Source organism: Rhizobium sp. YTU87027, from assembly GCF_050644135.1.
GTDB lineage: Bacteria > Pseudomonadota > Alphaproteobacteria > Rhizobiales > Rhizobiaceae > Rhizobium.
The window spans coordinates 1,718,699-1,744,048 of the sequence record NZ_CP098441.1 but is presented as its reverse complement, the minus strand read 5'-3'; the positions used below and the strand labels follow the sequence as shown (position 1 = coordinate 1,744,048).

Below are 25,350 nucleotides of genomic sequence, written 5' to 3'. Positions count from 1 at the left end.
TAAATGAACTGTTATAGTCTAGTAATTCAGATCGTCAGGCCTAAAACATTGTCGCGAGGATGTGCTGATGTCCCAAACGTCTTTCGTTCGAGAAGCTGTCGCTGCGACTGCGATGCTGTTTGCAGGGCTCGTGTCTCGTGCCTTTGCTGCTGGCCCCGTCGAACCCGCCTACATCAAGTCTCTTGCTGCGCCAGGAAAAATGGTGCTGGTGGTCGAGTATTACGACGGCAGCAGTGCCATTGTTTCCCGGAAGGGTTACGCCTCAGCGATCGGGTTTCGCGCCCGTTCGTCGAACGAGATCGTGATCGACGACAAGATCACCTTGCATCTTTTTGGCGTGGAGCCTTGCGAGGGTCAGATGGTCAACCGGAAGGAGGGTTTTTCCGGCAGCTGCGAAGACTTTGCCGAGCAGCAACTGAAAATCCTTCTCAAATACCCAAAGGTCATCCTTTGCCGGGCCTTTGTTTCCGAGGAGAATGCTCCCAAGCAAGATGTAACCTGCTTCGGCCACTATTTTTTCCCCGGATCGCTCGACAGCATCAGCAATTTTGAAGAGGACCTGGTCGCTTTGGGTGCACTACGTCTGGCAAAAAAAGCGGATGGCTCGCTCATGCGTCCGGACCTGGCGGAGGCCGAAAGGATCGGCCGCCAGGGGTTCGGCATGTGGGCTGATCCGAGGACAAAGCGATGATCCGGCGAAAACGCCGAACGCCGATCACGCTCTGCATCGCAACAGCTGCCGTCGAACCGGGGCGGGCCTCGGGTCCCGCCTGCCTGGGCCGACCACGGGCTGCGGCCGACAAGTTGCCGGTCTGCGCTACGAGATTTCAAAGCCTTTGCCAACCCATCCCCCTTGGCGCGGGTGTGCCAGTCGCTTGCGACCTAAGGAGACGCTAGACATGAAGCTCATTCTAGCCGCGGTATCTCTGTTCCTGGTCTCGTTGTTGCCCCGTAACGCTGCGGCCGACGAATGGGGCTGCGAGGTGCTCCTTTGCGTCGCCTCGTCGAACCCGACATGGCATGGCGTGCCCGAATGTCGTCCGGCGATGGATCGCCTGATCGTGGCGATGAAGGCGCCAGGCTTTTCCTGGCCGACATGCCCGGAAGGCGGCGCGGGAAAACCAGGATATGAGGCATTTGCCGATTGTCCCGCCGGCTGGTCTGCGACGCAGGGTGATGATGTCGGACGCGACGCCACTCGTGAACTGTCGCGTTGCATGCGATCGGTGGACGATTGCCAAGGTTGGCAGTCTCGGGGCGTTGACCGCGGGGATCGAAGTCAGGCTGGCGGCCTTGGCCGCGTCTATCACGACCGCCCGCCCTGCGCCTACATCGAGTACATGGCCCGACCGCGTCGTGAACAACCGTACTATTTCGATATCTACGACGAGACGAGCAACAGGCACTCGCGTTTATATTTCGACTTGAAGCGCTGACGAGGGCCGCCCGTCACCGGCGCGCCTGTCACCCAGGGCCGGTCGAGGGTCGCAATTGCCTGGCAGCATGGTGCGGGTGCTGACACCTCAACTGTTGCCTCGCTGCTGGGTGTGTCGCCGCGTCGATGGGTTACCGTTCTCGAGGCTAATTTGCCGACAGGATTTCCAAATTGGAAATTTGAACTTGTTTCCAGATTGGGAACGGGCTACAGAGGGGTGAGAATGAACATTATCGCCAAATCCGCTCTGGTGCATTTTTGGAATGTCTTGCCAAAAGGGTCGCCCAGAGAGACTGCTGAAGCTGCGATGACGGAATGGTATGCCACCGCGTCCAAAGCGAGCTGGGCGAGTTTCAGCGAGTTGAAGAAGACTTTCAACTCGGCCGATATTGTCGCTGGCAACAAGGTTATTTTCGACGTTGGCGGCAACAAATACCGCATTGTGGGGCTGGTCGCGTTTCGCTCCCAGCGGATTTATGTCCTTTTTGTCGGGACGCACGCCCAATACGATGCGATTGACGTGAATAAGCTCTGAGGTGAAAGGAGATCGATATGTTGAATTTGAAAGCCTTTCGAACGTTTCAGAGTGAGGACGAATACAATGCGGCGTTGCAGGAAGTCCGGCCGTATTTTGAGAACGAACCCGATGAGGGGTCCGATGAGGCTGCTCATTTTGATGCGCTCGTGCTTCTGATCGAACAATATGAAGCCAGGCATTACCCTATTCCGACGGCGAATCCGATTGAGGTGGTCAAGTCGGTGATGATAGCAAACAATTACAGTCGCGCCGACCTCGTGGCTGTAATTGGCTCCAAGGCGCGAGCGGCTGATCTTTTGAACGGCAAGCGGGAAATCAACCTGGACCAGATTAGAAAGCTTAGCAAAGCATGGAATATTCCCGCTGGCTCTCTGATTGGCGAAGTTGCTGCCGAAAGGCGAGCTTGAGGCGTATGCGGGCCACGTCGAGAACACCGAGGACCCCAATGACCATGACGGCCTTCTCATCGGACGGACACCTGGCGGCGGATCTACCTGAAGGCTGGCCGGCGTCGAAAGTCGTAAACGACCAGGCGACATCCGCCTCGTGGAATTAATTTTCAGTGTCGCTTTGAAAGCGCCGGCCCTGCGCCTTTATTTTTGCCAGCGCCTCATCGTCGAAGGCGATTTGCCCGACGAGGACATGTGCGAGAAGGTGAAGTAATTTTTCGACAGCAAGCGTGGCTGTCGGTGCTTCCCAATCGATGAGATCGTCTCGTGTCGCAGCTTCGCTCGCAAGCACCTTGTTCAGTTCGAGGCGCGTGACGTTAACCGAGGCCCTGTTCATTTCGATCATCATCGACAGGGAACGTTCGTGTGCCCTGACCCGTCTCAACAGTTCGGTTCTCACATCGTTACCCTTTCTTGATTTCACCTCAAGGACACAGACCGGAAAAGGGCGCCTCAAGCGTCGTTACAACTTGGCAAAACCGGATGGCCAATCGCCGGATGAGTGCTATAAACCAAGCCATCGATTTGAGCGGACATGCATGACGGCAAGGACTGACAGCTACATCACCGAGACCGGACTCGAGCCAACCGCCGACGCGAAGGTGGATCGCCCTGTCTATCGCCGCCCCGGGTTTGACGGAATTGCCTCTACACAGGAGATGGATGAAACCATCGCCGAAACGTTGAGCAGGTTTCGAAAGCAGAAAGACCTGTCGCGGGCCGAGCTCGCCATGCTTATCGGTTCGATCGAGGCGGTCTACGGACGCTACGAGCGGGCGGTGACAAAGCTCCACGCCACGCAGGTCCTACACCTGTGCGAAGTCCTTGGCATTTTTCCAGATGATCTGCTTTTTGATGCCGCTCCCCATCTTTGGGGGCAAACGAAGGACGAAGCTCTGGAACGCCGGCGCATCACGAAGATGATACAGGCTCTTCCACCTGAGACCTTACGGACAGTCGCAACGATCCTGGATTCGATATTTGCGCTTCAAAAAGCGCCTGGTCCCTAGTGAGCCTGGTCGACCAAGCCGAAAGGATATGCGCTCGCTTGCTGCCGGTCACTGCGTCCGGCAACAATGGGTGCGCAGAATGGCCATCGCCCGTATCATTGCATATCCGATAGAGCGCGCTCAAAGCTCACTGGAAAAGGTTGCCAGCAGCGATATGAACTTGGGCCGCATCTTCTTTGGGACCGCGAGAAACGCGTCTACCAGCCGCTGGCCCTCATCGGTGGCGACGAACTCTTCCCTGACGGCCGCCTTGCGCTCCAATTCACCATTTGCCAGCGTCGCGCGCTGCCCCAGACTTTCAAAGAAATAGGTGATTGGGGTCTCGAGAACATGCGCGATCTCGTAGAGGGTCGACGAGCTCACACGATTGGTGCCCCGCTCGTACTTCTGGATCTGCTGAAACGAGACGCCGACCGCGGCGCCAAGCGCGGTTTGAGACAGCCTGAGTTGCTGCCGGCGCTTCTTGATGCGTTTGCCGACTTCGATGTCAGCAATATGCCGGGCGGTTGTTTCATTGGCGGCATCGGTAGGGGCTGATGCAGCATCAGCCAATGTTTTCTGCAACATAAGAGCGCTCCCGCTGGCCAGACAAGCTGGCAACCAGAAGCCGGGGAGATGGAAATAACCGTCAAGCAGGCGGCCCCATGGTCTTTAGCGCGAACACCTCTTGCATACACCACAGGCTCCCCGACGAATTGGTCGCGAAAAATACGCTCGAATGAAGAGCAGTAAGCTTGAATGGGGTTTCCACGCCCCAAGGCGATTGCATCGCCTGGGTTGTAGTCTATCAACAGGATTCACGTTTGCAAAGAACTTTAGGAGGGCATCCTAACATTACCTTACGCGGTGCCAGGTCGGCGCATGCAAGTATTCAACGACCTCTAGGGATCATCGGGACCCATGGTCCGTTTCGTCTCAACGACGATCATGCGCAGCAGATACCGGACGAAATGCAGGTCATCATTCGGGGGAAAACGACGACAGATCTCCTCGATGATGCCCAGCAGTTGTGAGGTCTCCGCATGAACCGTCGCGATCGCGAAGCGGTGAGCATCGCCATCATCCAGTAGTGATTTTTTGCGGCGGACCAACGCCTGGCACCGACGCTACGCAGCCGTCGGAGGACGCTGTGCAGTGGCACTACGCTCACGCCCCCAAACCAACAATGACTGTGTGACACCGTGCCTTTGCCGGTGCAGTGAAAGGAGATCCGGCGGCAAGCTCGAGGAGACAATCTCAACCCGGTCACCGTTGCTCAGCGAAACGATGTCCCGGCATTGCACGGGGTATCCGCGCCGCCGCATCATCTCGACGAGAGGTGTATATGTCACGAAAACGATCGCGCTGGCGTTCAATTGCACAAGGCATTCCAGAACACCGGTCATCAAAAGATCAGAGGCAGCATGCGCGCCAACCGGGAGTGCATTACGAGCCGTGGCGCACCGGCTCCACTCGAATATTGAAGGCCCGGAGGGCAGTCTGGCTGACAAACTGCGATGCAGGCTGCTCGCGAAATGAGGACGTATCGTTGGAATGAGCCTTGAATATCCAACTATTTGCCCGCGGTGAACCAAAACCGCATGAATGGCATCCGCAGTATCGTATTGATCCCGTTCGCGGCCATCTTCCCTGCGAAGCTCTTTCCAGCCCAGCTGCTCGACGAACCGCTTGTGCCGGAAAAGCCAGACCTGCTCCATAAGCTCAGGATCGTCTGCTTCACGAATAATCCTCAACATTCCAAAGCCTCCGCGTGCACATGATGAGGATGCAACCACGGATAAGCAAAATCTATTCGTAAAATGTCGTATTTTTCAGCGCAGCAGGCCCCTGCGAAACGCTTCGGCAATAAGTCGGGCGCGGTTGGTGGCGCCAAGCTTGCGCTGAAGGTTATGAATATGCGCCTGGATCGTGCGAGGAGACCGACCGGTGATAGAGGCAATTTCGCGGTCGGTCTTGCCTGAGGCACACCATGTCAGGCATTCGCTCTCGGTTTTGGTGACTGTCAGATCTTCCAGCGGGAGGACAGGCGGTGCAGCCAGGTCGAGGAGACGACGATGTGCCTGTGTCGCGACGAACTGCAACAGGGTGACCTCTTGCGGCGAGAGCGTCGGGCCCCTGCCTGCAACCGAAAAGACGCCAGCTATTCCATGTTTCGAGTGAAGCGGGATCGTGACCCCGTCGACGAGACCAAAATCGCTGGCTTCGTCCATGATCCGCTTCGATTTTGGCGAAAGGTTCTGCAACTGCAGCGATTTCGACCAGATCATCGGGCGCCCGGACAGCCGAACAAAACGGACGACCGGATCGGCATGGAAATAGTTGAGTTTCAGATAGCGTTCAAACCATGGGCTAGGCCAGTTCTCCCAGATGAAATAGGAGTCGAGCCGCTCGTGCACCAGGGGCAGGAACGCTGCCGCAAAGTGCTCTGCTCCCAGCTGGCAGGTCACGCCCTCAATGGCAGCCATCAACTGGGCTCGATCGACGGTTCCCTCGGAAGCATCCAGGAAGTCCGTCAGGATTGCTGTCGGGAAAGGGCTCATCGGAAGTCGCTCGCAAGTTGATCTCAGATCAACAGGGGTCCGACCGGCATGTTGACGTGAGGCGGTTGCAATACGCATGATGCTACTGATGCTTGTACACCTCGGCGGCAAGGACGTAAATCTCAGCGGATTAACACGGGTCCTGACCGGCAGTCGCGACCAGCGTTCCAGCAATTGTCGAGAGCTTGTCGGAGGTGCCGTCCTGCGCCTTCTAGAATGTGGCGTGCAGGCGTTCGGAGCGGCATAGACCGTTCAATCGCCGCCATGGGATCTTCAACCCTTGCTGCAGGCATGTCTGGGCGCAAGTCGCGGCCCCACGGAAAAGCTTGGAGCGTCTGATGTCGTTCCGGCCAGCATCCGCGCCTTATGTTTCGAGCCTTCTGGGAAAGGCGACGGCGCACCCAACCTCGTCGCGCCTCGTTGTCCGGCACCAGCCATGCAGGGCGCAGTTATCGCCCTTGGCCGATCTGCTTCGGCGGTCGACGCCGACTACCGGATGACCGGCTCGCCATGATAGCGGCGCTTTGACGGTTTCGACACGCCAAATCCGACTTCCATCATCAGACGCGGCGTCTGCTTTGCGAGCGTCCCCATATGAAAACCGAAGGGATCCTCGACAAAGCCCGAGCCTGCCTTTCCGGTGATGGTGACCGCATTCTCCTCGCCATAGAATCCCAACACTTCCTCGGCTGAATGTCCGACGAGCAACGTCAGTTGATGTTTCAGCCGCCGGCGGTTGTGGCTGCCCTTGACGTAGACATGGGGCCCGGCATCGGCATCGACGTCGGACAGATAAAAGAAGAACTTCAGCATGCGCCAGTCATCGAGATCGAAGTGAAACTTGAACGATGCGCGGCTCAGGTCGGCCTGCGAGGCCGACTTCGTCGGAAAGCTCCACCAGGTCCGCGTGGTGATCAATTTCGCCTCGCCACCGAGATAATGTCTGGCGATGTCGATGAGCAGCGGGTCCTGCTGGACGGCGAGCGCGGCTTTGCATTGCAGCACGCGCTCGAAATGATGGCCGCTCAATATCGTGCGCCCGAAGCGGCGTTCAGCTTCCGCGTGGTCTTCTGCCCGAAACTCCAGGCCGCGCTCGAAATTGCCAAAACATGGCGTCTCGCGCGCAAAGCTTGCGATTTCCGCATGGATCGCCGCCGGCAGATTGAGGCCGGAAAAGATGCCCGTCCGTCTCAATTCCGCTGCCACGTCATCCGCCTTGATGTCGCCAAACATGGACGGCGCGGATTTGGCAGACGAGGGCACCGGCCGGGCGGTCAGCCAGTGTGCCCGGCGAAACGGGATCGTACGGGCCAGAACGAACATCGGCAACCAGGCGGGGTTTTCGCGCAGGTCAGTCAAATAGGTCGGCACGCGCGCTGCCATGCGGCGCAGAGGCCCTCCTGTGCGGGCAATCGCCTCAAGGTCTTTCGGCTTGGAGTTCGGCGTATCAAGCATTTGATATCCTTATGCGTTCATGGTGGTGCCCGCGGCGCTTCTTGTTTCCGTACCCTGGCGTACGGTAAGCTGGTCGTGATTATAATGCAATGCAACATATGTCCTTTTTGCGATGCGGCGGGTGAAGATCGACTTTTCATCGGTCTACCACACGGCAACGGACGTTGCCCTTCCGCAGGCTTGTGGCCCCGGGAGAATCCGGACTTAGGCGGACTGCGTGTATTTGGTCAGCTGGCCATCTTCCCAGTCGACAAGGGCAGATCCGCGCTCTGGGCGGCCGGTTTCGGGGGAACGGCAATCGCGGACCGCAGCTTGCTGTAGGGGTAGATGCTGACCACCAACATTGCCAGGATCGCAAGCAAGGTCCACCAGGCGGCATGAGGCCGCCGAAACCGATGAGGCGTGGTGCGAAGGTCGAGATCTCGATTGCCGTTATCGGTGATCATGAGGCTTCCCCCGACATTCGTAGGGGGCCAACGCAATAAGGTGCGATGGGTTCCCACCATCGTCATAAGACCATAGTCCGACCGTTATTGGACCTCCGCCCGATGTGCGATCGACGTTCCCCCTATAATTTCCGACTCAGCCCAGACGAGTTTCATCGACTGTATTTGTCGATCGGCTCGGTATTTTGATCTCTTTGGAGGAAGCAATGCGTATTTCGACTTTAGCGTCCGTGGCGGCTCTTTCCCTGGCTGTTGCCGCAAGCCCGCTGACGATTGCCGGCGTCAATATCTTCGCCATGGCAAAAGATGGCGGCAATGGCGGCGGTAACGGTGGTGGCAATGGTGGTGGTAACGGCGGCGGAAATGGTGGTGGAAACGGCGGTGGTGGCAGCGGCAACCATGGCAGCGCCAACAGCAGCACCAAGTCTCAAGGTTCCGTGAAGGGCAAGTCCGGCGAGGCGGGCAGCAAGTCCCAGTCTGCGAAGACTGGCACGGCTGGAAAGGTCACCAAGGAAAAGAATGGCTCGGCGCAGCTTGCCGGGCTGAACTCCCTGAAGCGGAGCTACAAGGCCTACCTGCACACCTCGGACCCGCGCATGACCGCAATTGCCGCTTATGCGATGGCCTATGCGCAATATGAGATCGACAACGGAACCGAACCGTCCGTGGATGACCCGGTTCTCGGGGATGAGGCTTTGGAGGATGCGCTGGCCTCGGCAACAAAGACTGGCGAGGTCAGCCCCGCTGTACTTGATCAAGCCAAGACCATCCTTGGCGTCGGCGATGCCGACGGAAAGATCGACGAGATCCGCGCATCATTGGAGAAGTCCGCTGCGCAAACGCCCGACGAATAAGGGCCGAGCGACGCGGTCAGGGAAGCGTCTCTGACCGCCAGCTGTTCCTGGTCGTGATCAGAACACGGCCGATCTTTGCTTCCAGCTCGGGGGAAGCTCCGGACGCGACGGACGCCGTTCGGGCTGCCCGACGAGAACGGCTGGCAACTGGATGATCTCGCCCGCGACGAAGCCGCCGACCAGTATCGTTTAAACGATGTAAGCGCCATGACCCGCCTCCACTAATGACGCACTCGGATCCCTGAGGGAGGCTTCGTCGGCTGGCACATTGGTCCGCAGCAGCTGCTGGCGGTTGGGTGGGTCGGCGACACGGGCTTGGCCGAAATACCATTATCGGCCGACGCCCGCCCAGCGACGAACCACGACAACCACGCTTCGCCAGGCCGATCTTTCCGCGCTGCGACGAATGGCTTATCCCCGGTGACCGGAGCATAGGGACCGCATCGCCCAAGTGGCAAGCCCAGGGCCGAGCCAATAAGCGCAGGATTGGCCCGCTGGGGGTGGTGGCATTGATCAAGATGGTCTTTTTGGGCGAATTCATCCCTTGCGCGCTGCAGTCACGGCGGCGCGAACCCGCTACCGGACAGCAAGACCACGTCACGCTGCGCGGAAGTTTCGCACAACCCACACGGGCAAGGGCTGGAACAGGCGTGATATCCACAATATGGATATATCTGCTTAAACTATTTCGAGCGTCTCATGGGCCAGGACCGAATGCGCATTATTACACTTCGCGGGGCTCCGAAAGAGCGGGGGCGCCAACATGGCGTTGAATTGCGCGGCATGATCCTGGACGCTTTCACGGACCTGCGGCGGTCGACCGATGATGCAAGCTGGAATCTTGCACAGGCCCGTGCGGCTGTTTGCATTGATCAGCTTTCGAGCGTTGCCATGGATCTCGTCGCTGAACTCGACGGCATTGCCGAAGCAACGGAGCTTTCGACGCTGAACGTCTTTCTGCTCTCGGCATTCGAGTACTTTGCCAATGGTCGGACGGGATGCACGTCGGCAGGACTGGCAGGACCTCATGGTACCGTCGTTGCCCAGAACTGGGATGCCCAGGTCGGTGACGAACGCCATCTGGCAGTCTTCATCCATGAGGGCGCGGAGCAACACCTCGTCACCGTGGCCTCTGCGGGCACCCTTGGCTGGGTTGGCATGAATGGGCATGGTCTTGCCCTGGTGAACAACGACCTCATACTCGACAGATCGCAAGACGGTCTGCCGAGCCTGGTGATCCGGCGCATGATGTTGCAGCAAACATCCGTCGACGGCGCGATCGCTGTTCTTCAATCGCATCCTCATATGTCCGGCCGGTGCTTTCTGCTTGGCGACGCGCATCGCACTCTGCGTGCGGTCGAAGTGGGGCCCTCGGCCGGGGTGACCGACCGGGCTTTCCGCAGCATCGTTCATACGAACCATCCGCTTTTCCCGAAACCGGCTATGTGGGAGGACGTGGAAGAGGTCGCTCGCCATTATCCGTCGAGCCGCTCTCGTCTTCGGGCCGCGCGGCAGTTCGTCTTGACCGATATCAACGACGTCATGGCCCTGCTGAGAGATCGGTGCGGCGCGCCTGACGCGATCTGCAAATCGCCGTCGGGCCGTGAGCCGACCGCCACCGCCTTCTCGGTCATATTCGACTGCGGTCGGCGAGAGATGATGGTCGCGATCGGTCAACCGGACCAGACAGACTACCGGCGCATCGGAATGCTACACCCGGCAAATGTCTAGAAGGTCTTCAGCCTATCCTTGCATCCGTCATTCCACTGTCGCGGGCAAACTGGGCAAAGTGTGCTGCCAGCTCCTCCGCACGGGCCTCGCATTCCTGCGGCGGATAGGCCTGAAGGTCATAGCCGAGCACCTCGTCCAAAACACTCGCGGCCATGTCGGTAAAGCGAACGGTTCCATCGTCATCAACGGTCTCGATACCGTCATAGCGTTGGCACTCACGATTGATCGCGATTGCTTCGTCGAGACTGAGATTGGCGGGAAGATCGACCAATAGTCCGTCAGCTGAAACTCTGACCGGATATCCACCGACCAAGCCGAACGGGCCCGGAGCATGGACGACGTCTCCCGATCGACGTGCAAGCGCCAAAAGCATGGCGGTAGCCGACGAGGCGGTGACCGACTGTCCCGCGAGCCCTTTTACTCGGCGAAACCGTCCGGCAACCAGGGAAAAGAGCATGGCATGATCGATCTCTTCGCAAGGCACCTCGCGTCCGTTCGCATAGACGCTCAAATGGTAGGGTGCGCCATCCGTTCCTCCGGTGCTCGGCATCCGATAGCTGAGATAATGATGCGCGAAGAACCTGATCTCGATCGATGCCGGCGGCAGCGCCAGCATGTGGGCGGCAGCCAGCCGGATGCCAGGAACGGCATTGGCGATGTTGCCGATGCCAACAGCGGGCGCCAGTCCTTCGCCGGCAAGTGAGGCATTGACCACATCAGGATAGGAGGCATTGACGACAACCGCAGCGGAATTGGCCAGCCGGACGGCCTTCATCAGTCTGCGGATCAGAACCTGGTGCATCGGCGTCCAGATGCCGCCACGCGCCGCGTCAAGGCGCTTGAACGCGTCTTGTGGAAGCTTGGTGATGACCCACCAGCTGTGCAAGGTTGTCGCGTTGAAGACAATGTCGGGTTTGACCTGCGACAGGCGCTCGGCTGTTGCCTCGACATTCATGAGATCGATCGGGACGATGTCGACGGGCGGCGAGAAACCAAGGTTCATGGCTGTGTAGCGCGCCAGGTTGACGCGATGAAGTGCCTTGTCGGCATCGCGGGCGCCAATGGTAATCTCGACATCTGCCCCACTCTGCAGCAGGAAGTCGAGAACGTCCCCGCCGAGGACTCCTTGTCCGATAATCAGGATCTTTCTCAGATGCTTCATATGGGCCATCTTTCATCTCCTTGTGCAATCTAGGCGTACACGTTGTCTTTGGCGCAGCGAATGGTTGCATCATGGCCGCATTCGCTGTAGATTGCAACCAATAGATAACAAGAATCAGCACTGCGATCAGAGGTTGCTGGCCATGCAGTCCCATGAACCCGTTTTGTCCGTCGATTTGACGGCGATTCAAGCCAATTTCTCCGTTGTCCAATCGTTGGTGGGACCAGCCGTGGGCGTCAGCGCTGTCGTCAAGAGCGACGCCTACGGCTTGGGACTTGAGCGGGTGATCGCGCCACTTTGGGACGCCGGTTGCACGAGCTTCTTCGTCGCGAGCTTAAAGGAGGCAATCTCCGTTCGCCGCCACCTGACGCAAGCAGACATTGCAATTCTCGAGGGTTTGCTGAAGGGCAGCATGAAGGTTTACCGGGAGAGGCGCCTCACACCGGTCTGCAACACACTGGCCGAGGTTGTCGCGGCCACGTCGGAGGCAATCCCCTATGCCCTTAATCTCGAAACTGGCTTTGGGCGGCTTGGCCTGAGATTTGAGGAGCTTCGCTCGCTCATTCACTTAAGGCGGCAGGCGCCAGACCTTGTGATGAGCCATCTTGCCTGCGCCGACGACGCTGCAAACGCGCACAACCGAGTGCAAAAGAACCGCTTTACCGGCATGTGCGCGATGCTCGCGCCTTCGACACCGCGCAGTCTCGTTGCCTCGGCAGGTGTTTTTCTTGGCGCCGATTATCATTTCGAGAGGGTGCGCATCGGGTCCGCACTTTATGGGCTCAACAATGCCGGTCTTACCCCTAACCCGTTCAAACCGGTGGTCCGGCTGACAGCCCGCCTGCTAGACATCCGACAAATCCATCGCGGCGAACGCGTCGGCTATATGGGAGCATTCCTCGCAGATCGCCCGACCCGTCTCGGTATTGTCGCGATCGGCTATCGACACGGCCTTGCCTGGCAAGTCGCCAACCGCGCGTTCGCTCAGTTGGCAGGGTGGTCCGTGCCGATCATCGGACGCGTGTCGATGGAATATTGCGCAATCGACCTGACTGACATGCCGGCCAAGCTCGCCCGTGTCGGCGCCTGGGTGGATTTCATCAGTGCAACGGCACCGGCCGAAGACATGGCCCGCTCGGCAGCGACAGTGCCGCAGGAGATCCTGATCCGCACGGGCGCGTCATGCGCCCGCCGGTACCGCCAGGCACCGACTGGACGACACCCATGAGCCTGGAACGGCAGGCTCAGGCTTACGTGCTCTTGTCCGCCGTGCTGTTCAGCACCGCCGGCCTGTTCATGGGCCTGATCGATACCGGCGTCTTTGCCGTCGTCTTTTGGCGCAGCCTCTTTGCTGTTGCGTTTACCTGCACACTCATGTCGTTCGTCCCCGACCGAGGTTCCATAAAGCCTGATTCAGCCGGTCTTGCTGCGTCCCTGCTGTCGGCCGCCGCGATGCTTGCCTTCATTCCGGCGTTGCGGTTGACCTTTGTCGCCAATGTCGCAGTCATTCACGGCTCCTTGCCCTTGCTGACGTCACTGCTTGCATGGCTGACGATCAGGGACCGTATTGCCTTGTCTACTGCCGGTCTCTGCGGAATGGCCGGGATTGGGACTGTGGTGATCTTTTCCGGATCGGCGTCCTCCGGGCCGCGGCTTGCGGGAGACGGGCTTGCGCTTCTGATGACGGTCCTCATGGCGGGAATGACGATCGCTTTCAGACGATCGAACGCATCAAGCCTGCTTCTGGTCGCGCTTTCCAATGGTTTTGCCGGGATCGCCGGCGCCATGCTTGCCCCAACACTTCAGGTTTCAGTCGGGCAGGGTGCTTTGCTTGCCTGCTTTGCCTTTGTGCAGATGACACTTGGCCTGCTCTTCTTTGCCATTGGATCACGTACCTTGTCGCCTGGCGAAGCCGCCCTGATTTCGCTTGCCGAGGTGCCGCTATCGGCCCTGTGGGTGTGGCTTGCGTTTTCCGAGGTGCCGGCAACCGAGACCATTGCCGGTGCCGGCATCATTCTCACGGCCGTTCTTGTCTACCTGGTATCGCCGCTCAAACGGCGCAGCCGCAACCTGGAGGAATAGCCATGGACGCTTGCCCTTCTGATGAGGTGACGATCAAGGACATAGCTACATCGTTTCGTGGCGTTGTTCTCGACATCTTCGGCGTCATTCATGACGGCGTCAAACTTTACGAACCGGTTCATGAGGCGCTCACCAGGATGCGTGCCGCCGGTATGCGCATCTGCTTGCTGTCCAATTCGCCACGGCGTGCCGGTGCGGTCGCATCCCGCCTATCCGGCATGGGCCTCGGGCCTGATCTCTATTGCGGCCTTGTCACCTCGGGGGAGATGGCGCGTGCAGCACTTGCTGACAGCGCGCGCACCCCCGCGCTCGGTGGCAGGCGCTATTGGCACGCCGGACCGCCGGATCTTGCAGACCTTCTCGACGGGTTGGCGCTTGAACGTGTCGGACAGATTGGAAGAGCCGATTTTCTCCTGGCGACCGCCAACATGGAGGAGGGCGACGATTTGCTGCGGCAGGCACAGCAGCGGGGATTGCCATTGGTCTGCGCGAACCCTGACCTTGAGGTCATGATCGCCGAGAAGAGGATCCGTTGTGCCGGTTTTCTCGCTGCGAGATACGAAGCGATCGGTGGTAGGGTGATCCGCTTCGGTAAGCCGGAATTGGCGGCCTATGTCAGCGCCCTGCGAGTGCTCGACCTGCCGACAACGCAAGTGATGGCGATCGGCGACAGTCTCGCCACGGACATTTCCGGCGCCAATCGGGCCGGCATCCGCTCGGCGCTCGTAATGACCGGAGTTCACCACGCGGAAGCATGTCCGAACGATGTGCCGGATCATCAAGTGCTGGCGGCGCTCTACGAGCGGTATGATGCTGTGCCCGATGTCCTGCTGCACAGGCTCTCCTGGAGCTGAGGCGAACCGCGTTTGAGGCACGGTCGCGACGCTGCTTTGCCCCCTCCAAGAAAGGCCTTCAGGTGAAGCCATGAAGGCACGGAGAGCCCATATCAGGTCGTGCGGACCAGGCAGCGCGTACTGCTGACCCTGCGCGAACGGCGGCCTCGGCGACAGACGACCATAATCTGATGTCCGGCGAGCGTTCACGCGTGGTCATACATTTTAGGGCGTCGCAGAATCTGGGTGGCGCACAATATTAGTAACGCAGAAAATATGCTCGCGCCGTTGCCGTTCTACCGCGGAGCCGGAATGATGCTGGAAGACCTTTACCGCTTGTTGAGGGCCGGGCATGTCCAGGCGCAGGTTGTTGTCGATACGATGACCCAGCCGGTCGTCGTTCTCGATCAGGGTCTATCCGTGTTGACGGCAAACAACGCATTCTTGAAGACGTTCAAGGTCGAGCGCGATGACATCCTGGGACAGGTCTTCTTCGAGCTTGGCAATGGGCAATGGAACATTCCTGAATTTCGCCAGCTTATCGGTTCGATTATTCCGAAAGCGGCGGCCGTCGTCGGCTTTGAGGTGAAGCACGACTTTCCCTCGATCGGACAGCGCACCTTCCTCGTCGATGCTCGGCGACTGGTTCATCCAGACGACAACAGCACGAGTATTCTCGTTCTTTTCGAGGATGTTACGGAAAGGCAGCGCCACGATGCAGAGAAGGACTTCATCATTGCCGAGACAAGGCACCGCATGAAGAACCTTTTTGCCGTGGTGCGAGCGCTCGCCATGCAGACCCAGGCAGAAGGTCGCAGCGGCGTCGACTACCGCGACAGCTTCCTAAGGCGGTTTGAGGCGACACTCCGTGCCCAGGAAATCGCTGCCGCGGTCGAAGCGACTGACCTTGAGACCCTCCTCAGGGAATCGGTCGGCGAGCCCGCAGCAAGGCAGCTTTTTTGCGACGGACCATCCGTCCAGATCAAGGATTCGAGGATCGTTCCGACAAGCATGATATTCCATGAGTTGGCGACCAATGCCGCGAAGTACGGTGCTCTGACCAATCCCGACGGCGAGCTCCACGTGAGATGGTGGCTGGAGGATGGGCCAAGGAACCGGAAGTACCTGAACTGTGAGTGGCGCGAGGTGAATGGGCCTTCGGTGAAGGCGCCGACCTGCAAGGGTCTCGGCACCGAACTGATCGAGGGAACGTCGGCACATCTTGGCGGTGGCGTGGAAATCGACTTCGCTCCGCAAGGGTTGACCGCGACAATTAAGCTGCCCGTGTGAGCCCGCCCATGAGCGAACCTGAGATGAATCTCTGATCGAGAGCAAAGGCTGCCCAAAGTCGCACAGCAAAGGGCAATCTGAGCTTCGGCGCACCTATTGGCGATCGGCACCATGCATTTGAAAAGCACCCCCGCCGTCGCGGTTGCGCAGGCTAGTCGGATTGAGCTTTGAGGGTTTCCATTCCTGAAGCGGGACTGAAACGATCCGCACCGGCTTTTGTTCCCACTTGCGGCAAGAAAGGGTAGAGTGCTGAAGGTTCTGCAAATTTCCTAAAGAAGGCGGCCATGGCAGACTGGTGATGTTCAACGTCACCTATTCCCCGGAGGGAACGCCACCATGACCAAGACCGATGGTAAGACAGCCAGTGCTGCAGTGAAAGAGATTTTGCTATCGAACCCTGACGGCTTGCGTGAAGTGATCCGCGCCGTGATGCAGGAAGTTCTGGAAGCGGAGATGGACGAGGCGCTTGGAGCTGGCAAAAGCGAGCGCACACCGGACCGGCTCGGATACCGCTCAGGCCACTATGGCCGAACGTTGATCACCCGCGTTGGCAAGCTTGAACTGCGTGTTCCGCAAGATCGCTCGGGACACTTTTCCACCGAACTGTTTGAACGTTATCAACGTTCCGAGCGAGCCCTGGTGGCGACCTTGGCAGAGATGTATGTGCAGGGGGTGTCGACCAGAAAGGTCAAGGCGATCACTGAAGAACTCTGCGGCCATGCTTTCTCGGCATCTTCAATCTCGGCGATCAACAAGCGATTGGACGAAAGCCTGAAGGCGTTTGCGGAACGCCCGCTTCTTGAGCCCTTTGCCTACCTGATCCTCGATGCCCGCTATGAGAAGGTCCGTGAGGCTGGCGTGGTGATGAGCCAGGCAGTGCTGGTTGCCGTTGGCATCGATTGGGACGGACGGCGGCAGATTCTGGCTGTCGAAATGGCGGCCCGGGAGAGCCGCTCGGCGTGGAAGGACTTCCTCGTCAAGTTGAAGGGCCGCGGTCTACGGGGTGTGGAACTGGTGGTCTCGGACGATCACGCCGGCCTCGTGGCGGCGATCGCGGAGACGCTTCCCGAGGCCGCCTGGCAGCGCTGTTACGTGCACTTTCTGCGCAACGCCCTCGATCACCTGCCACGAAAGCATGGCGACGACTGCCTGCAGGAGCTGCGGTGGCTCTACGACCGGCGCGACCTCGACGAAGCCAAGACCGATCTCTCCGCCTGGCTCGCCAAGTGGTCGGCACGCTATCCGCGCTTGACCAGCTGGGTCGAGGAGACAATCGAACAGACGCTGACCTTCTTCCGATTGCCACGCCAGCATCACAAGCACTTGAAATCGACCAATATGCTTGAACGCCTCAACGAGGAAATCCGCCGCAGGACCTACGTGGTGCGCATCTTTCCAAATGCAGAGAGCTGCTTGCGCCTCGTCAGAGCCCTCGCAGTTGAAACCCACGAAAACTGGATGGAGGCCAATCGATACATCAACATGGACGATCTACGAGAGCACAAAAAGCTCGCTATGCGCCAAGCCGCATGACCGCCCAATTTGCTGAACTTGACGCACATAACCCAAGAAAGAGCCCCGCATGGGGATAAGCGGGGCAAGGTGGGACGGCGTTGTCCAATGATCAGATCTGGAAGGCTCCGAAGGGTTAATCGTGCGAATGGGTTCGCTCGGAGCCTTCCAGCGTCCTTGGGGTTGGACACCCATAAAATGGTGCGCATCGCAAGGCTAGGGAAGTGGGACCAAAGTCCCTAAGACCAGAGGCTGTAGCCGGTCGAAGTCACTCGCTTCTCGTTGTCTCCATTGGCGGATGGACGTCGGCCACGGCGACATAATGCTCTTGAATCGCTAGAAACCTGAAACCATCTCAAAGTGGACCCCACACGCAAAGAAGGGAGGAAGGAGAAATGACGCCGAGATATCACCGGCACGACGAGCCGCTGACATCCGAGGATTTGGCTAAATGCGAGATAATACTCGAGGAATTCTGCTCCGCCAATAAGATCACACGTGCCTCTGATGAAGCCGAGCGGGTCGCTGCGATTATCATCGAACTGTATCAGCAGGGGGTTCATGAACTCCATCATCTGCGGCCATTGGTGGACGCTGCGCAAGGGATATTGGCGACTGACGGGTCACGGGCTCAAGACCCGGCAGGCTGATCGTGTCGTCATTGCAGGATTTCACAAATAGGGTCGTGGCAAAGAGGCGAAGGCCTTATGCGGTCAGTGCTAATGGCGAGACACGATTGAAAATAGGCTATGGCAACCGGGGTGGATTTTGCGGCCCACGCGGTTGCCTGTGCTGAGCATAATGAGACGGGATCAAGGCACTGCCGAACTGGCTGGAACAAAGACCCGCGTCGATGTCTGATGGCCTGATGACAGGACCAGAGTGCCGGCAATCGCCATCATGGCAATCAGGATGACGATGACGGGAAAGGCCAAGCCGGACGGTTTATCTTCATGGTAGATCATTGCTTCCTCCCGCGGCCCCGACGGCGCACACGACGCCGCCGGGAAACGCCTGCTAGGCCTCGATGATGTAGACGATCGCCAGACTATCGGGATCGACGATGACGATCCGGCCATCTGCGAGGAGGAAGAAGCGATAGCCTTCGTACGCCGGGACGATCTTCACGATGCGCGGCGGCAGCGCCGCAAGGTGAATCTTTTTCGGAATCCTGGTTCCGACGGAGACCGCAAAGTCTGCCTCCTTGACGGGTGCAACGTGAACCTCCTTCACCACCTGGCGAATTTCGGTCTGTTGTTCGACGGTGATATTGACGTCGGACTTGGTGCTCGAAGTCTGCTCATTAGTCGTCGCATTGTTCTTGACGTTGGTTTCAGTTGAGCTGTTGTTGGTTGCCGCCGCGTCCTGGTTCGACTGCTTCGCCGCATCACCGCTCTGCGTGGTGCTGCCAGAGGCCGTCGTCGAGCCGCTGCTATCGGTGGTGGCCGGTTTGGTGTTGGACTGCTGTTCTGCCCTGGTGCCACCTGATGCGTCCTGCGAGCCGGACGTGGTCGCTGTCGACGACTTGCCGGACGCGCTTCCGCTCGTCGTGCCATGATCATTCGATGGCTGCTTGGCGCTCTTTTGCGTGTCGGACCCCTGACCGGATTTCTGTTTCAATGACTGGCCCTTGCCCTGCGGGCAGGCTCCCGAAGCGTCTGCTGTGCAGTCGGTGCCGGTGGTGCCGGACGAGGACTGTGAACCGGTTTGTGTGTCGGGCTGCGAGCCGGATTGAGCCTGACCGCTTTTCTGTGTCTGCTGCTGGGCGGTGGCGGGAAGGCTCGCCAGTGGCGCGGCGCTGAGCGACAGCGCCGCCAGGATCATCGTCAAATGATTGCTGTTCATGATCGATCTCCGAGGTATGGGCACGCCATGGCGCCCGCATTCTCATGCGTGCCTGCGTGCCTCATTGTTGGAAGGGGGGCGGCTTTCGCCGCCCGGCGGTCACTGGATGACCTGGATGACCTTCCGCGAGGAAGGCTCGACGATCACGCGCTCGTCGTTGACGATTGCGTATGCGTATTTCGGTTCATCGGGAACCGGCGTGACGACCACGGTCTCCGGCAACGGCTGTCCGACGACAACCTTCTGTTTCACCACAATACGGTTGCTCGGGGCCGGAACCTGCTGAACGTAGGTCACCACCTTCTGCGGCGGCGGCTCAAGGAGACTGCCTGCCACGCCACCGACGATGCCACCGACAGCAGCACCCGCCGGGCCGCCAACGACGGCACCCGTTGCGGCACCACCGGCTGCCCCTGTTACCGTCGACGACTGCGCAAATGCTGACGCCGATGCCAACAGGACACTGGCTGCGATTCCTACTGCTTTGATATTCATTGGTTTTCCTCCATTGAGTGCGGTTTATCCGCTGCGAGGTCAAACCGTTCAATGGAGGAAGGGTTCCAGCGGTGGGACTTCAGTCTGGCGTTGTTGGACCTTGGTCCGAACCTCTTCGATACCGGTCAGTCCTGCTGGGGGAAGCGGCTGAGCATCCGGTCCTGCACATTCTGCGGGCCTACGATCATCGCGGCAAGCGAGATGGCTTTCTCGCGGTCTGCGGTGTTTGTTATAAAACCTTCAAGCAGGACGATTGGACCGAGCATCCTGATCGTAATGGCACTGCTGTCGATGTCCGGATCAGCAGACAGCGCTGCTTCGATTGACGCGACGGTGGACGCCGAACTATGGCCTTGTGAACAGCACTCCTCGTGGCTGTTGTTGTCAGAGCCGAATTTCATACTTTCCTCCTGTTCCGACCCTCCACGGAACCTCATCTATTTCAACCAAAACCAGTATGCGCGGTGTGACTTAAGCCCGCCAGTCAGACTTAGGTCCGACCTTTCTGTCGTGCCAGCCGCTCTTTTCAGAGAATACCTGGATCGTGTCGCTTCGTTGATCCGGTCGGCATGCGGAGGCCCAGTCCGCTGACATGAGCCTGGGAACGGCAACGAAAATTGCACAATCCAGGTCCATGTCCGCAACCGCCACCTGGCTGTAGAACTGGTCATCTGCCCGGCATCACGGCCAACGGCGGACAATCGTGAGGCTGAACACGATCATGGATAGCGCCTTTGTCCACCGCTGAAACGATGGTCAAAGAGGTCACACGACGTCTTCTTCACAGCTTGTGACCACTCTCATCCTTCGTCGCTGCGTATCATTGAATCGTGGCTCTTAGCCATATGACGGCGGCGGCCGCGCCAGCGTCCGGATTGCCGATTGCGCGCTCCCCGAGATAACTCGCGCGTCCAAGCTTTGGATGCATGTCACTCGTTCGCTTCATTCCCTCCTCGGCTGCCTCCACGGCCTTGTGCCAAGCGGTCGTGAACGCCACGTTCGAACCGAGTTGATCGTTGAACGTCCGGGCAGCGGGTTCCAATGCGTCAACCATGGTCCGATCGCCGGGACGTGCCCCACCAAGATCCATGATCGCCTGAACCGCGTCCGAAAATGCGCCTGCGATATCGACGGCGGTCGGCTCGTCAATCCCCGACAAGCGACGTGCCGCACGCATCAGTGCCGTGGCATAGAACGGCCCCGAACTTCCCGCGATCGCTTTCCTGACCCGCTCGCCAGTTTCCAACAGCGCTTGAGCAACGCTTGAAAATGAAGCATCAGGCAGGGACAGCAAAGCGTCCGCGCCGCGCCGCATGCTTGCCCCAAGGTCGCCGTCACCAGAGATGCTATCCAGTCGCGCCAACTCGTCCTCTGCATCGACAAGAGCGCTGGCGATGGAGGCGAACAGTTGATGCAAACGCTGGCCCGATTGGGGAACAACAGCGTGCCGACCGTCACCGGCGGCTGCGGGATGGGAGGCGACGCTGACCGTCGCCCCAAGTCTATTCACTCTGCCTCCACCTGGCCAGGCGAGGGTTTCGACCGGGCGATCAAGACGCACCAGGTCGTCAGCCGTTACCGGCAAGACCGACAGCGAAAATCCAGGCATGTCGAGCGCGGAGAGGAACGTTCCGGCCCAGCTGCGAACGACGGTCATGCCTTCTCGCTCGAGCCGCGCCAGGCCAGCGCGAGCCACGATGGCGAGCTCAAGGGGCGGCGTCGATCCAAGGCCGTTGACGAGGAGCGCGACATCGTCTCCGCGCCTGATTTTTCCGTCGGCGATGATCGTGTCGATCACGAGATTTACCAATGCGTCGGCCGAAGCACTCGACATCCGGCTGACGCCTGGTTCGCCATGAATGCCGAGCCCGACCTCGATTTCATTTTCCCCGAGCCTAAAGCCCGGCTTGCCAACGGAGGGAAGCGTACAGGATCCGAGCGAAACGCCCATGGAAGAGATCCGCTCAGCCGCATCCCTGGCAATCGCTGCGACACGGCCAAGCGGCAGGCCCTCAGCGGCGGCCGCGCCGGCGAGCTTGTGAACCAGGACGGTGCCGGCGATACCCCGGCGACGCTCGGCAGGAACCGTGTCACGGAGCGCCGTATCGTCTGCAACGACGACAATCTCGACCGGTATCCCTTCAGCACGCGCCATCTCGGCGGCGAGCCCGAAGTTCAACCTGTCGCCCGTGTAGTTCTTGACGACGAGAAGAACGCCGGCGGGTGCGCCAACCGCCCGGATCGCGGCAAGGACGGCATCGGCACTTGGCGAGGTGAAGACGTCGCCTGCCACCGCCGCCGTCAGCATGCCGGGCCCAACATAGCCGGCATGGGCCGGCTCATGGCCACTGCCGCCGCCGGAGATCAGCGCGACCTTGCGCGCGCAAGCTTCCGGCAGTCGCGCCTGAACCAGGATGTTTTCGTTTCTCAGGAGCGCAGTTGCCGGCGACAGAGCAGCAACGCCTTCCAGCATGTCCCGGACGACATCTTCCGGCCGGTTGATCAGTTTTTTCATCTTCACTCCCATGACAATGTAAGGATATCAGCCCCTTTGGGGTCTGCGGCAAACACATGTGCTTTCACCCCAAGGCCGTGACTTCGACGGCGGGACGCTTGCTGCGGCCGTGGTCACGATGCGTCGCCGGCCGATGAAGGCGCTGTTCGAGGGCGCGGGCCATCAGCGAGGCCGGCCATGCGAGAGCAAAATAAAGCAGCGCGGTCAGTGCGAAGACGGAGAGCGGCATGAAACTCTCAGACATGATCTCGCGCGAGACCAGCGTCAGTTCCGGAACCGCGATGAGGGCGCAGATTGAACTGTCCTTCAGCAGCGAGACCGCATTGATCAACAGCGGGGCAATCGTATGCCGGACCGCCTGCGGCAAAAGTACAAGCCGGAACGTCTGGAATGGCGTCATGCCGCTTGCCAGTGCCGCCTCGCGCTGGCCCGTCGCAATGGCGCTGAGGCCGGCGCGGAACACCTCGGCGAGATAGGCGCCATAGACCACTGCAAGGCCGATCGTCCCGGCAGACAAGGCCGACAGGGTGATCCCTGCGCCTGGCAGCGCGAAATAGAGAAGATAGAGGATCACCAGAACCGGCACGCCGCGCGCAAATGCGATATAAAGGCGCGCAATGGCCCTGAGCGCGGCATTGCGGCGACTGCGCAGATATTCGATGAGCAGCGCCAGCACGAGGGCGAGGCAAAATCCGCCCGCCGTCAACGCAAAGGTCGATCGCAGGCCAATAAGCAGCCGCGGCACCCAGTCAGTAACATTGTCTGCAATGGCTTCGACGAACATCATCGGGTCTCCAGCCGGCGCTCGACCAGAGACGTGAACTGCGCGACGGCGCCAGTCAGAACCAGGTAGACGAGTGCGGCACTTCCATAAATCAGGGCTGTTTCGAAGGTTTCGTTGACGAGCTGGCGCGCGTTGAACATGATTTCGGGTGCAGCAATGGCGGCGACCAGGGACGTATCCTTGACAAGTGCAACCGCGTAATTGCCGAGCGAGGGCAGTGCCAGCCGCAACCCCTGCGGCAGCACGATCAGTCGGAAGGCGACGAAGGGCGTCAGGCCGATCGATGCCGCCGCCTCGGTCTGGCCGGCGGGGACGGATCGAAACCCCGAGCGAAATATGTCGAGGGTGACAGCGCCGCCAATCAGGCCCAGTCCGACAATGGCCGCCAGCATCGACGGCAGCCTGATTCCAAGCGATGCAAGGCCGAAATAGAGAAGGAACAGAAACGTCAGGCTCGGCACGTTGCGCAGCGCTTCGACATAGAAGCGAATGGTCGTCTGGAGCATGCGGTTGTTTGTCAAAACGGCGGCGGCGGCGAGCGCCATGCCAATTGCCAGCGCAACGGTGAGGGCGCCTGCGGTGACCTTGATGGTGACCAGGGCTCCGGTCAGCAACGCCTCAGCGATCAGTCCTGGAAGTGCATCACTCATCGGACCCCCCAAGCTTCAGACTTGCGAGAAATTGCTTCAGGCGTGATGACTGCGGCTGATCAAGCACCGCCTTTGCGGGGCCATCTTCAACGATCTGCCCGTCATCCATGAAAATGATGCGATCGGCGACCTCGCGCGCAAAGGCGATCTCGTGCGTGACGAGGACCATGGCCCGCCCTTCGGCCGCCAGTTCCTTGATCACGGTCAGCACTTCGCCGACGAGCTCTGGATCGAGCGCCGACGTCGGTTCGTCGAAGAGCAGGACCTTCGGCTGCTGCGCCAGCGCACGGGCGATCGCCACACGCTGCTGCTGGCCACCAGAGAGCCGCTGTGGCATCTCCTCGGCCTTGTGGGCGAGATGGACCTTGCCGAGCAGATCGCCAGCAAGCATGTCGGCATCGCCGCGGCTCATCCCCCTGACCTTGCGTGGCTGCAGAGCAACATTGGCGCGAACCGAAAGATGCGGCCAGAGGTGGAAGTGCTGGAAGACCATCCCGATTTCGGCGCGCTGCGGCGCCATCTCCCGATCCGTCATCCGTTGCCCGTTCGGCCTGTGTCCGATCAACTGCCCTTCCAGCCTTATCTCGCCCTTGGTCGGTGGCTCGAGATAATTGATGGCTCTAAGACAAGTCGATTTTCCGGAGCCGCTCGGACCGATCAGAGCGACACGCTCGCCGCGGTCAAGCTTGAAGGAGACATCCTTGAGGACTGTCAGGTGACCGAAGGTTTTGCCGAGATTGGCGACCTCCAGGAGAGTGTCGGCGGCCATGGTGACCTCCCTTGTTCGAACTGTGGATGCGGCCGGTCGCCCGGCCGCCACTCTTGCTATTTTCCGCAGGCTGGCGGCGTCCAGTCGGCGGCGCGATCGGCTCCGACCCGAAAGTTTTCGGTCGACGGCGTATAGTTCGCCTCGCTGATATTGCCGTAGCGTTTGCCGATTGCCTTCACTTCACAGGAGGTCCAGAGCGCGCGGATTGCGGCGCTGAGGTCAGCGGCAAGAGCGGCATTCTCCTTCGACAGTCCAAAAACATACTGACGGCCGAGACCGGTCAGCAGCGGAAAATCTGGGTTGTTGTCGCTAAAGGCGAGATTGACGAGACCCCATTCGGGGTTCTTCGACAGGGCATAATCGATAACCGGCGGGTCGCCCACCAGCGCCTCGATGCGCCCGGCCAGCAGATCGCGAAGTGCCGCATCAGTGCTGTCATAAAGCGAGAGTTCCAGTCCAGGTACCCGTCGAAGCTCTGGCAGGAACGAGAAGCCCGTCATGGAACCAACCTTGCGGTTCTCGAGATCCTTGAGTGTGTGCCATCCAGAGGCCTTCTTCGAGGTGATCCCGTTTTGAAAGTAGCCGGTCGGATCCGTCATCGAGAGCGTATCGGCACGCTGCTTTGTCCAGGCAACGTTGCCGCCGATAATGTCGACGCGGCCGGTCTGGACGGCAGCGATCGCGCCCGACCATTCCATTGGCACCGGCTTGATCGTCAGGCCGAGCTTGTCCGCCGCGATCTGAAGGATGTCACCGTCATAACCGGTAAGCTTTCCGTCGCGGGAAACCAGTCCCGGCATGTCACCGGTGATGGCGACCGAGAGCACGTTTTGTTCGCTCAGATGGTAGGATGGATCGATGGCGGCGGCCGGACCCGATGAAAGTCCCGTTGCGAGTGCCACAGCGCCGCTGAGGAATTGATAAAATGCATGTCGCATGTCTGTTCCCTTTCGTT

General features: G+C 59.5%; 29 protein-coding genes. 12 read left to right on the top strand and 17 right to left on the bottom strand.

Annotated features, from left to right (window positions below; genetic code table 11):
- Positions 1-112 precede the first annotated feature (112 nt).
- The 4 genes from NBG89_RS27330 to NBG89_RS27315 all read left to right on the top strand — a co-directional run bounded on the left by NBG89_RS27330 (position 113) and on the right by NBG89_RS27315 (position 2,380).
- Complete coding sequence (locus NBG89_RS27330) at positions 113-691, top strand: hypothetical protein (protein ID WP_431323410.1); 579 nt, start codon at positions 113-115, stop codon at positions 689-691.
- Positions 692-899: 208 nt separating this feature from the next.
- Positions 900-1,436: a hypothetical protein gene (locus NBG89_RS27325; protein WP_431323409.1), complete on the top strand. Its 537-nt coding sequence runs from the start codon at positions 900-902 to the stop codon at positions 1,434-1,436.
- Positions 1,437-1,658: 222 nt separating this feature from the next.
- A complete protein-coding gene (locus NBG89_RS27320; RefSeq protein ID WP_431323408.1) occupies positions 1,659-1,970 on the top strand; it encodes a type II toxin-antitoxin system HigB family toxin in 312 nt (103 codons plus the stop codon).
- Positions 1,971-1,987: 17 nt separating this feature from the next.
- Entirely contained in the window at positions 1,988-2,380 is a 393-nt protein-coding gene (locus NBG89_RS27315) for a helix-turn-helix domain-containing protein (RefSeq protein ID WP_431323407.1), read from the top strand.
- A gap of 145 nt (positions 2,381-2,525) precedes the next feature.
- Here NBG89_RS27315 and NBG89_RS27310 read toward each other — a convergent pair whose 3' ends face one another.
- Positions 2,526-2,822 carry a hypothetical protein gene (locus NBG89_RS27310; protein WP_431323406.1) on the bottom strand — a complete coding sequence of 99 codons (297 nt, stop codon included), beginning with the start codon at positions 2,820-2,822 and terminating at the stop codon, positions 2,526-2,528.
- Between the two features lie 139 nt (positions 2,823-2,961).
- Between NBG89_RS27310 and NBG89_RS27305 the strand changes: the two genes are divergently transcribed.
- Complete coding sequence (locus NBG89_RS27305) at positions 2,962-3,432, top strand: helix-turn-helix domain-containing protein (protein ID WP_431323405.1); 471 nt, start codon at positions 2,962-2,964, stop codon at positions 3,430-3,432.
- 120 nt (positions 3,433-3,552) lie between these two features.
- Here NBG89_RS27305 and NBG89_RS27300 read toward each other — a convergent pair whose 3' ends face one another.
- From NBG89_RS27300 to NBG89_RS27275, 6 genes are all read right to left on the bottom strand, one after another.
- Entirely contained in the window at positions 3,553-3,999 is a 447-nt protein-coding gene (locus NBG89_RS27300) for a helix-turn-helix domain-containing protein (protein WP_431323404.1), read from the bottom strand.
- 314 nt (positions 4,000-4,313) lie between these two features.
- Entirely contained in the window at positions 4,314-4,523 is a 210-nt protein-coding gene (locus NBG89_RS27295) for a hypothetical protein (RefSeq protein WP_431323403.1), read from the bottom strand.
- Between the two features lie 15 nt (positions 4,524-4,538).
- Entirely contained in the window at positions 4,539-5,129 is a 591-nt protein-coding gene (locus NBG89_RS27290) for an acyl-homoserine-lactone synthase (RefSeq protein WP_431323402.1), read from the bottom strand.
- A 114-nt stretch (positions 5,130-5,243) separates the two neighbouring features.
- The gene (locus NBG89_RS27285) at positions 5,244-5,972 is read right to left on the bottom strand and encodes a helix-turn-helix transcriptional regulator (RefSeq protein ID WP_431323401.1); all 729 of its coding nucleotides are present in this window, start codon (positions 5,970-5,972) and stop codon (positions 5,244-5,246) included.
- Between the two features lie 489 nt (positions 5,973-6,461).
- The gene (locus NBG89_RS27280; protein ID WP_431323400.1) at positions 6,462-7,427 is read right to left on the bottom strand and encodes a hypothetical protein; all 966 of its coding nucleotides are present in this window, start codon (positions 7,425-7,427) and stop codon (positions 6,462-6,464) included.
- A gap of 227 nt (positions 7,428-7,654) precedes the next feature.
- Positions 7,655-7,873, bottom strand: coding sequence for a hypothetical protein (locus tag NBG89_RS27275; RefSeq protein WP_431323399.1), 219 nt, complete (start codon positions 7,871-7,873; stop codon positions 7,655-7,657).
- A 206-nt stretch (positions 7,874-8,079) separates the two neighbouring features.
- Here NBG89_RS27275 and NBG89_RS27270 point away from each other — a divergent pair, with 206 nt between their 5' ends.
- Positions 8,080-8,727 (top strand): hypothetical protein, encoded by a 648-nt coding sequence (locus tag NBG89_RS27270; protein ID WP_431323398.1) that lies wholly within the window; start codon positions 8,080-8,082, stop codon positions 8,725-8,727.
- A gap of 699 nt (positions 8,728-9,426) precedes the next feature.
- On the top strand, positions 9,427-10,458 hold the full coding sequence (locus NBG89_RS27265; RefSeq protein WP_431323397.1) for a C45 family autoproteolytic acyltransferase/hydolase: 1,032 nt from the start codon (positions 9,427-9,429) through the stop codon (positions 10,456-10,458).
- A 7-nt stretch (positions 10,459-10,465) separates the two neighbouring features.
- On the opposite strand, the gene NBG89_RS27260 is transcribed toward NBG89_RS27265, so the two are convergent.
- Complete coding sequence (locus NBG89_RS27260; protein ID WP_431323396.1) at positions 10,466-11,629, bottom strand: hypothetical protein; 1,164 nt, start codon at positions 11,627-11,629, stop codon at positions 10,466-10,468.
- Positions 11,630-11,762: 133 nt separating this feature from the next.
- Between NBG89_RS27260 and alr the strand changes: the two genes are divergently transcribed.
- The 5 genes from alr to NBG89_RS27235 all read left to right on the top strand — a co-directional run bounded on the left by alr (position 11,763) and on the right by NBG89_RS27235 (position 17,358).
- Positions 11,763-12,848, top strand: coding sequence for an alanine racemase (gene alr, locus NBG89_RS27255; RefSeq protein ID WP_431323395.1), 1,086 nt, complete (start codon positions 11,763-11,765; stop codon positions 12,846-12,848).
- Entirely contained in the window at positions 12,845-13,702 is an 858-nt protein-coding gene (locus NBG89_RS27250) for a DMT family transporter (RefSeq protein WP_431323394.1), read from the top strand. The genes alr and NBG89_RS27250 overlap by 4 nt, the downstream gene beginning before the upstream one ends.
- Positions 13,703-13,704: 2 nt before the next feature.
- Entirely contained in the window at positions 13,705-14,556 is an 852-nt protein-coding gene (locus NBG89_RS27245; protein ID WP_431323393.1) for a TIGR01459 family HAD-type hydrolase, read from the top strand.
- Positions 14,557-14,847: 291 nt separating this feature from the next.
- Positions 14,848-15,825, top strand: coding sequence for a sensor histidine kinase (locus tag NBG89_RS27240; RefSeq protein WP_431323392.1), 978 nt, complete (start codon positions 14,848-14,850; stop codon positions 15,823-15,825).
- Positions 15,826-16,161: 336 nt separating this feature from the next.
- Entirely contained in the window at positions 16,162-17,358 is a 1,197-nt protein-coding gene (locus NBG89_RS27235) for an IS256 family transposase (RefSeq protein ID WP_431321730.1), read from the top strand.
- Between the two features lie 791 nt (positions 17,359-18,149).
- On the opposite strand, the gene NBG89_RS27230 is transcribed toward NBG89_RS27235, so the two are convergent.
- From NBG89_RS27230 to NBG89_RS27190, 9 genes are all read right to left on the bottom strand, one after another.
- Positions 18,150-18,302, bottom strand: coding sequence for a hypothetical protein (locus NBG89_RS27230; protein WP_431323391.1), 153 nt, complete (start codon positions 18,300-18,302; stop codon positions 18,150-18,152).
- Positions 18,303-18,354: 52 nt separating this feature from the next.
- Positions 18,355-19,182: a DUF1236 domain-containing protein gene (locus NBG89_RS27225; protein WP_431323390.1), complete on the bottom strand. Its 828-nt coding sequence runs from the start codon at positions 19,180-19,182 to the stop codon at positions 18,355-18,357.
- A 99-nt stretch (positions 19,183-19,281) separates the two neighbouring features.
- Positions 19,282-19,677: a DUF1236 domain-containing protein gene (locus tag NBG89_RS27220; protein WP_431323389.1), complete on the bottom strand. Its 396-nt coding sequence runs from the start codon at positions 19,675-19,677 to the stop codon at positions 19,282-19,284.
- Between the two features lie 125 nt (positions 19,678-19,802).
- Entirely contained in the window at positions 19,803-20,078 is a 276-nt protein-coding gene (locus tag NBG89_RS27215) for a BON domain-containing protein (RefSeq protein ID WP_431323388.1), read from the bottom strand.
- Between the two features lie 419 nt (positions 20,079-20,497).
- Entirely contained in the window at positions 20,498-22,192 is a 1,695-nt protein-coding gene (locus NBG89_RS27210) for a dihydroxyacetone kinase family protein (protein WP_431323387.1), read from the bottom strand.
- Positions 22,193-22,256: 64 nt separating this feature from the next.
- Positions 22,257-22,979 (bottom strand): amino acid ABC transporter permease, encoded by a 723-nt coding sequence (locus tag NBG89_RS27205; RefSeq protein WP_431323386.1) that lies wholly within the window; start codon positions 22,977-22,979, stop codon positions 22,257-22,259.
- A complete protein-coding gene (locus NBG89_RS27200) occupies positions 22,976-23,626 on the bottom strand; it encodes an amino acid ABC transporter permease (RefSeq protein WP_431323385.1) in 651 nt (216 codons plus the stop codon). Before NBG89_RS27200 ends, NBG89_RS27205 begins: the two co-directional genes overlap by 4 nt.
- The gene (locus tag NBG89_RS27195) at positions 23,619-24,395 is read right to left on the bottom strand and encodes an amino acid ABC transporter ATP-binding protein (RefSeq protein ID WP_431323384.1); all 777 of its coding nucleotides are present in this window, start codon (positions 24,393-24,395) and stop codon (positions 23,619-23,621) included. The genes NBG89_RS27200 and NBG89_RS27195 overlap by 8 nt, the downstream gene beginning before the upstream one ends.
- A 56-nt stretch (positions 24,396-24,451) precedes the next feature.
- Positions 24,452-25,333: a substrate-binding periplasmic protein gene (locus NBG89_RS27190; RefSeq protein WP_431323383.1), complete on the bottom strand. Its 882-nt coding sequence runs from the start codon at positions 25,331-25,333 to the stop codon at positions 24,452-24,454.
- Between the last annotated feature and the right edge of the window lie 17 nt (positions 25,334-25,350).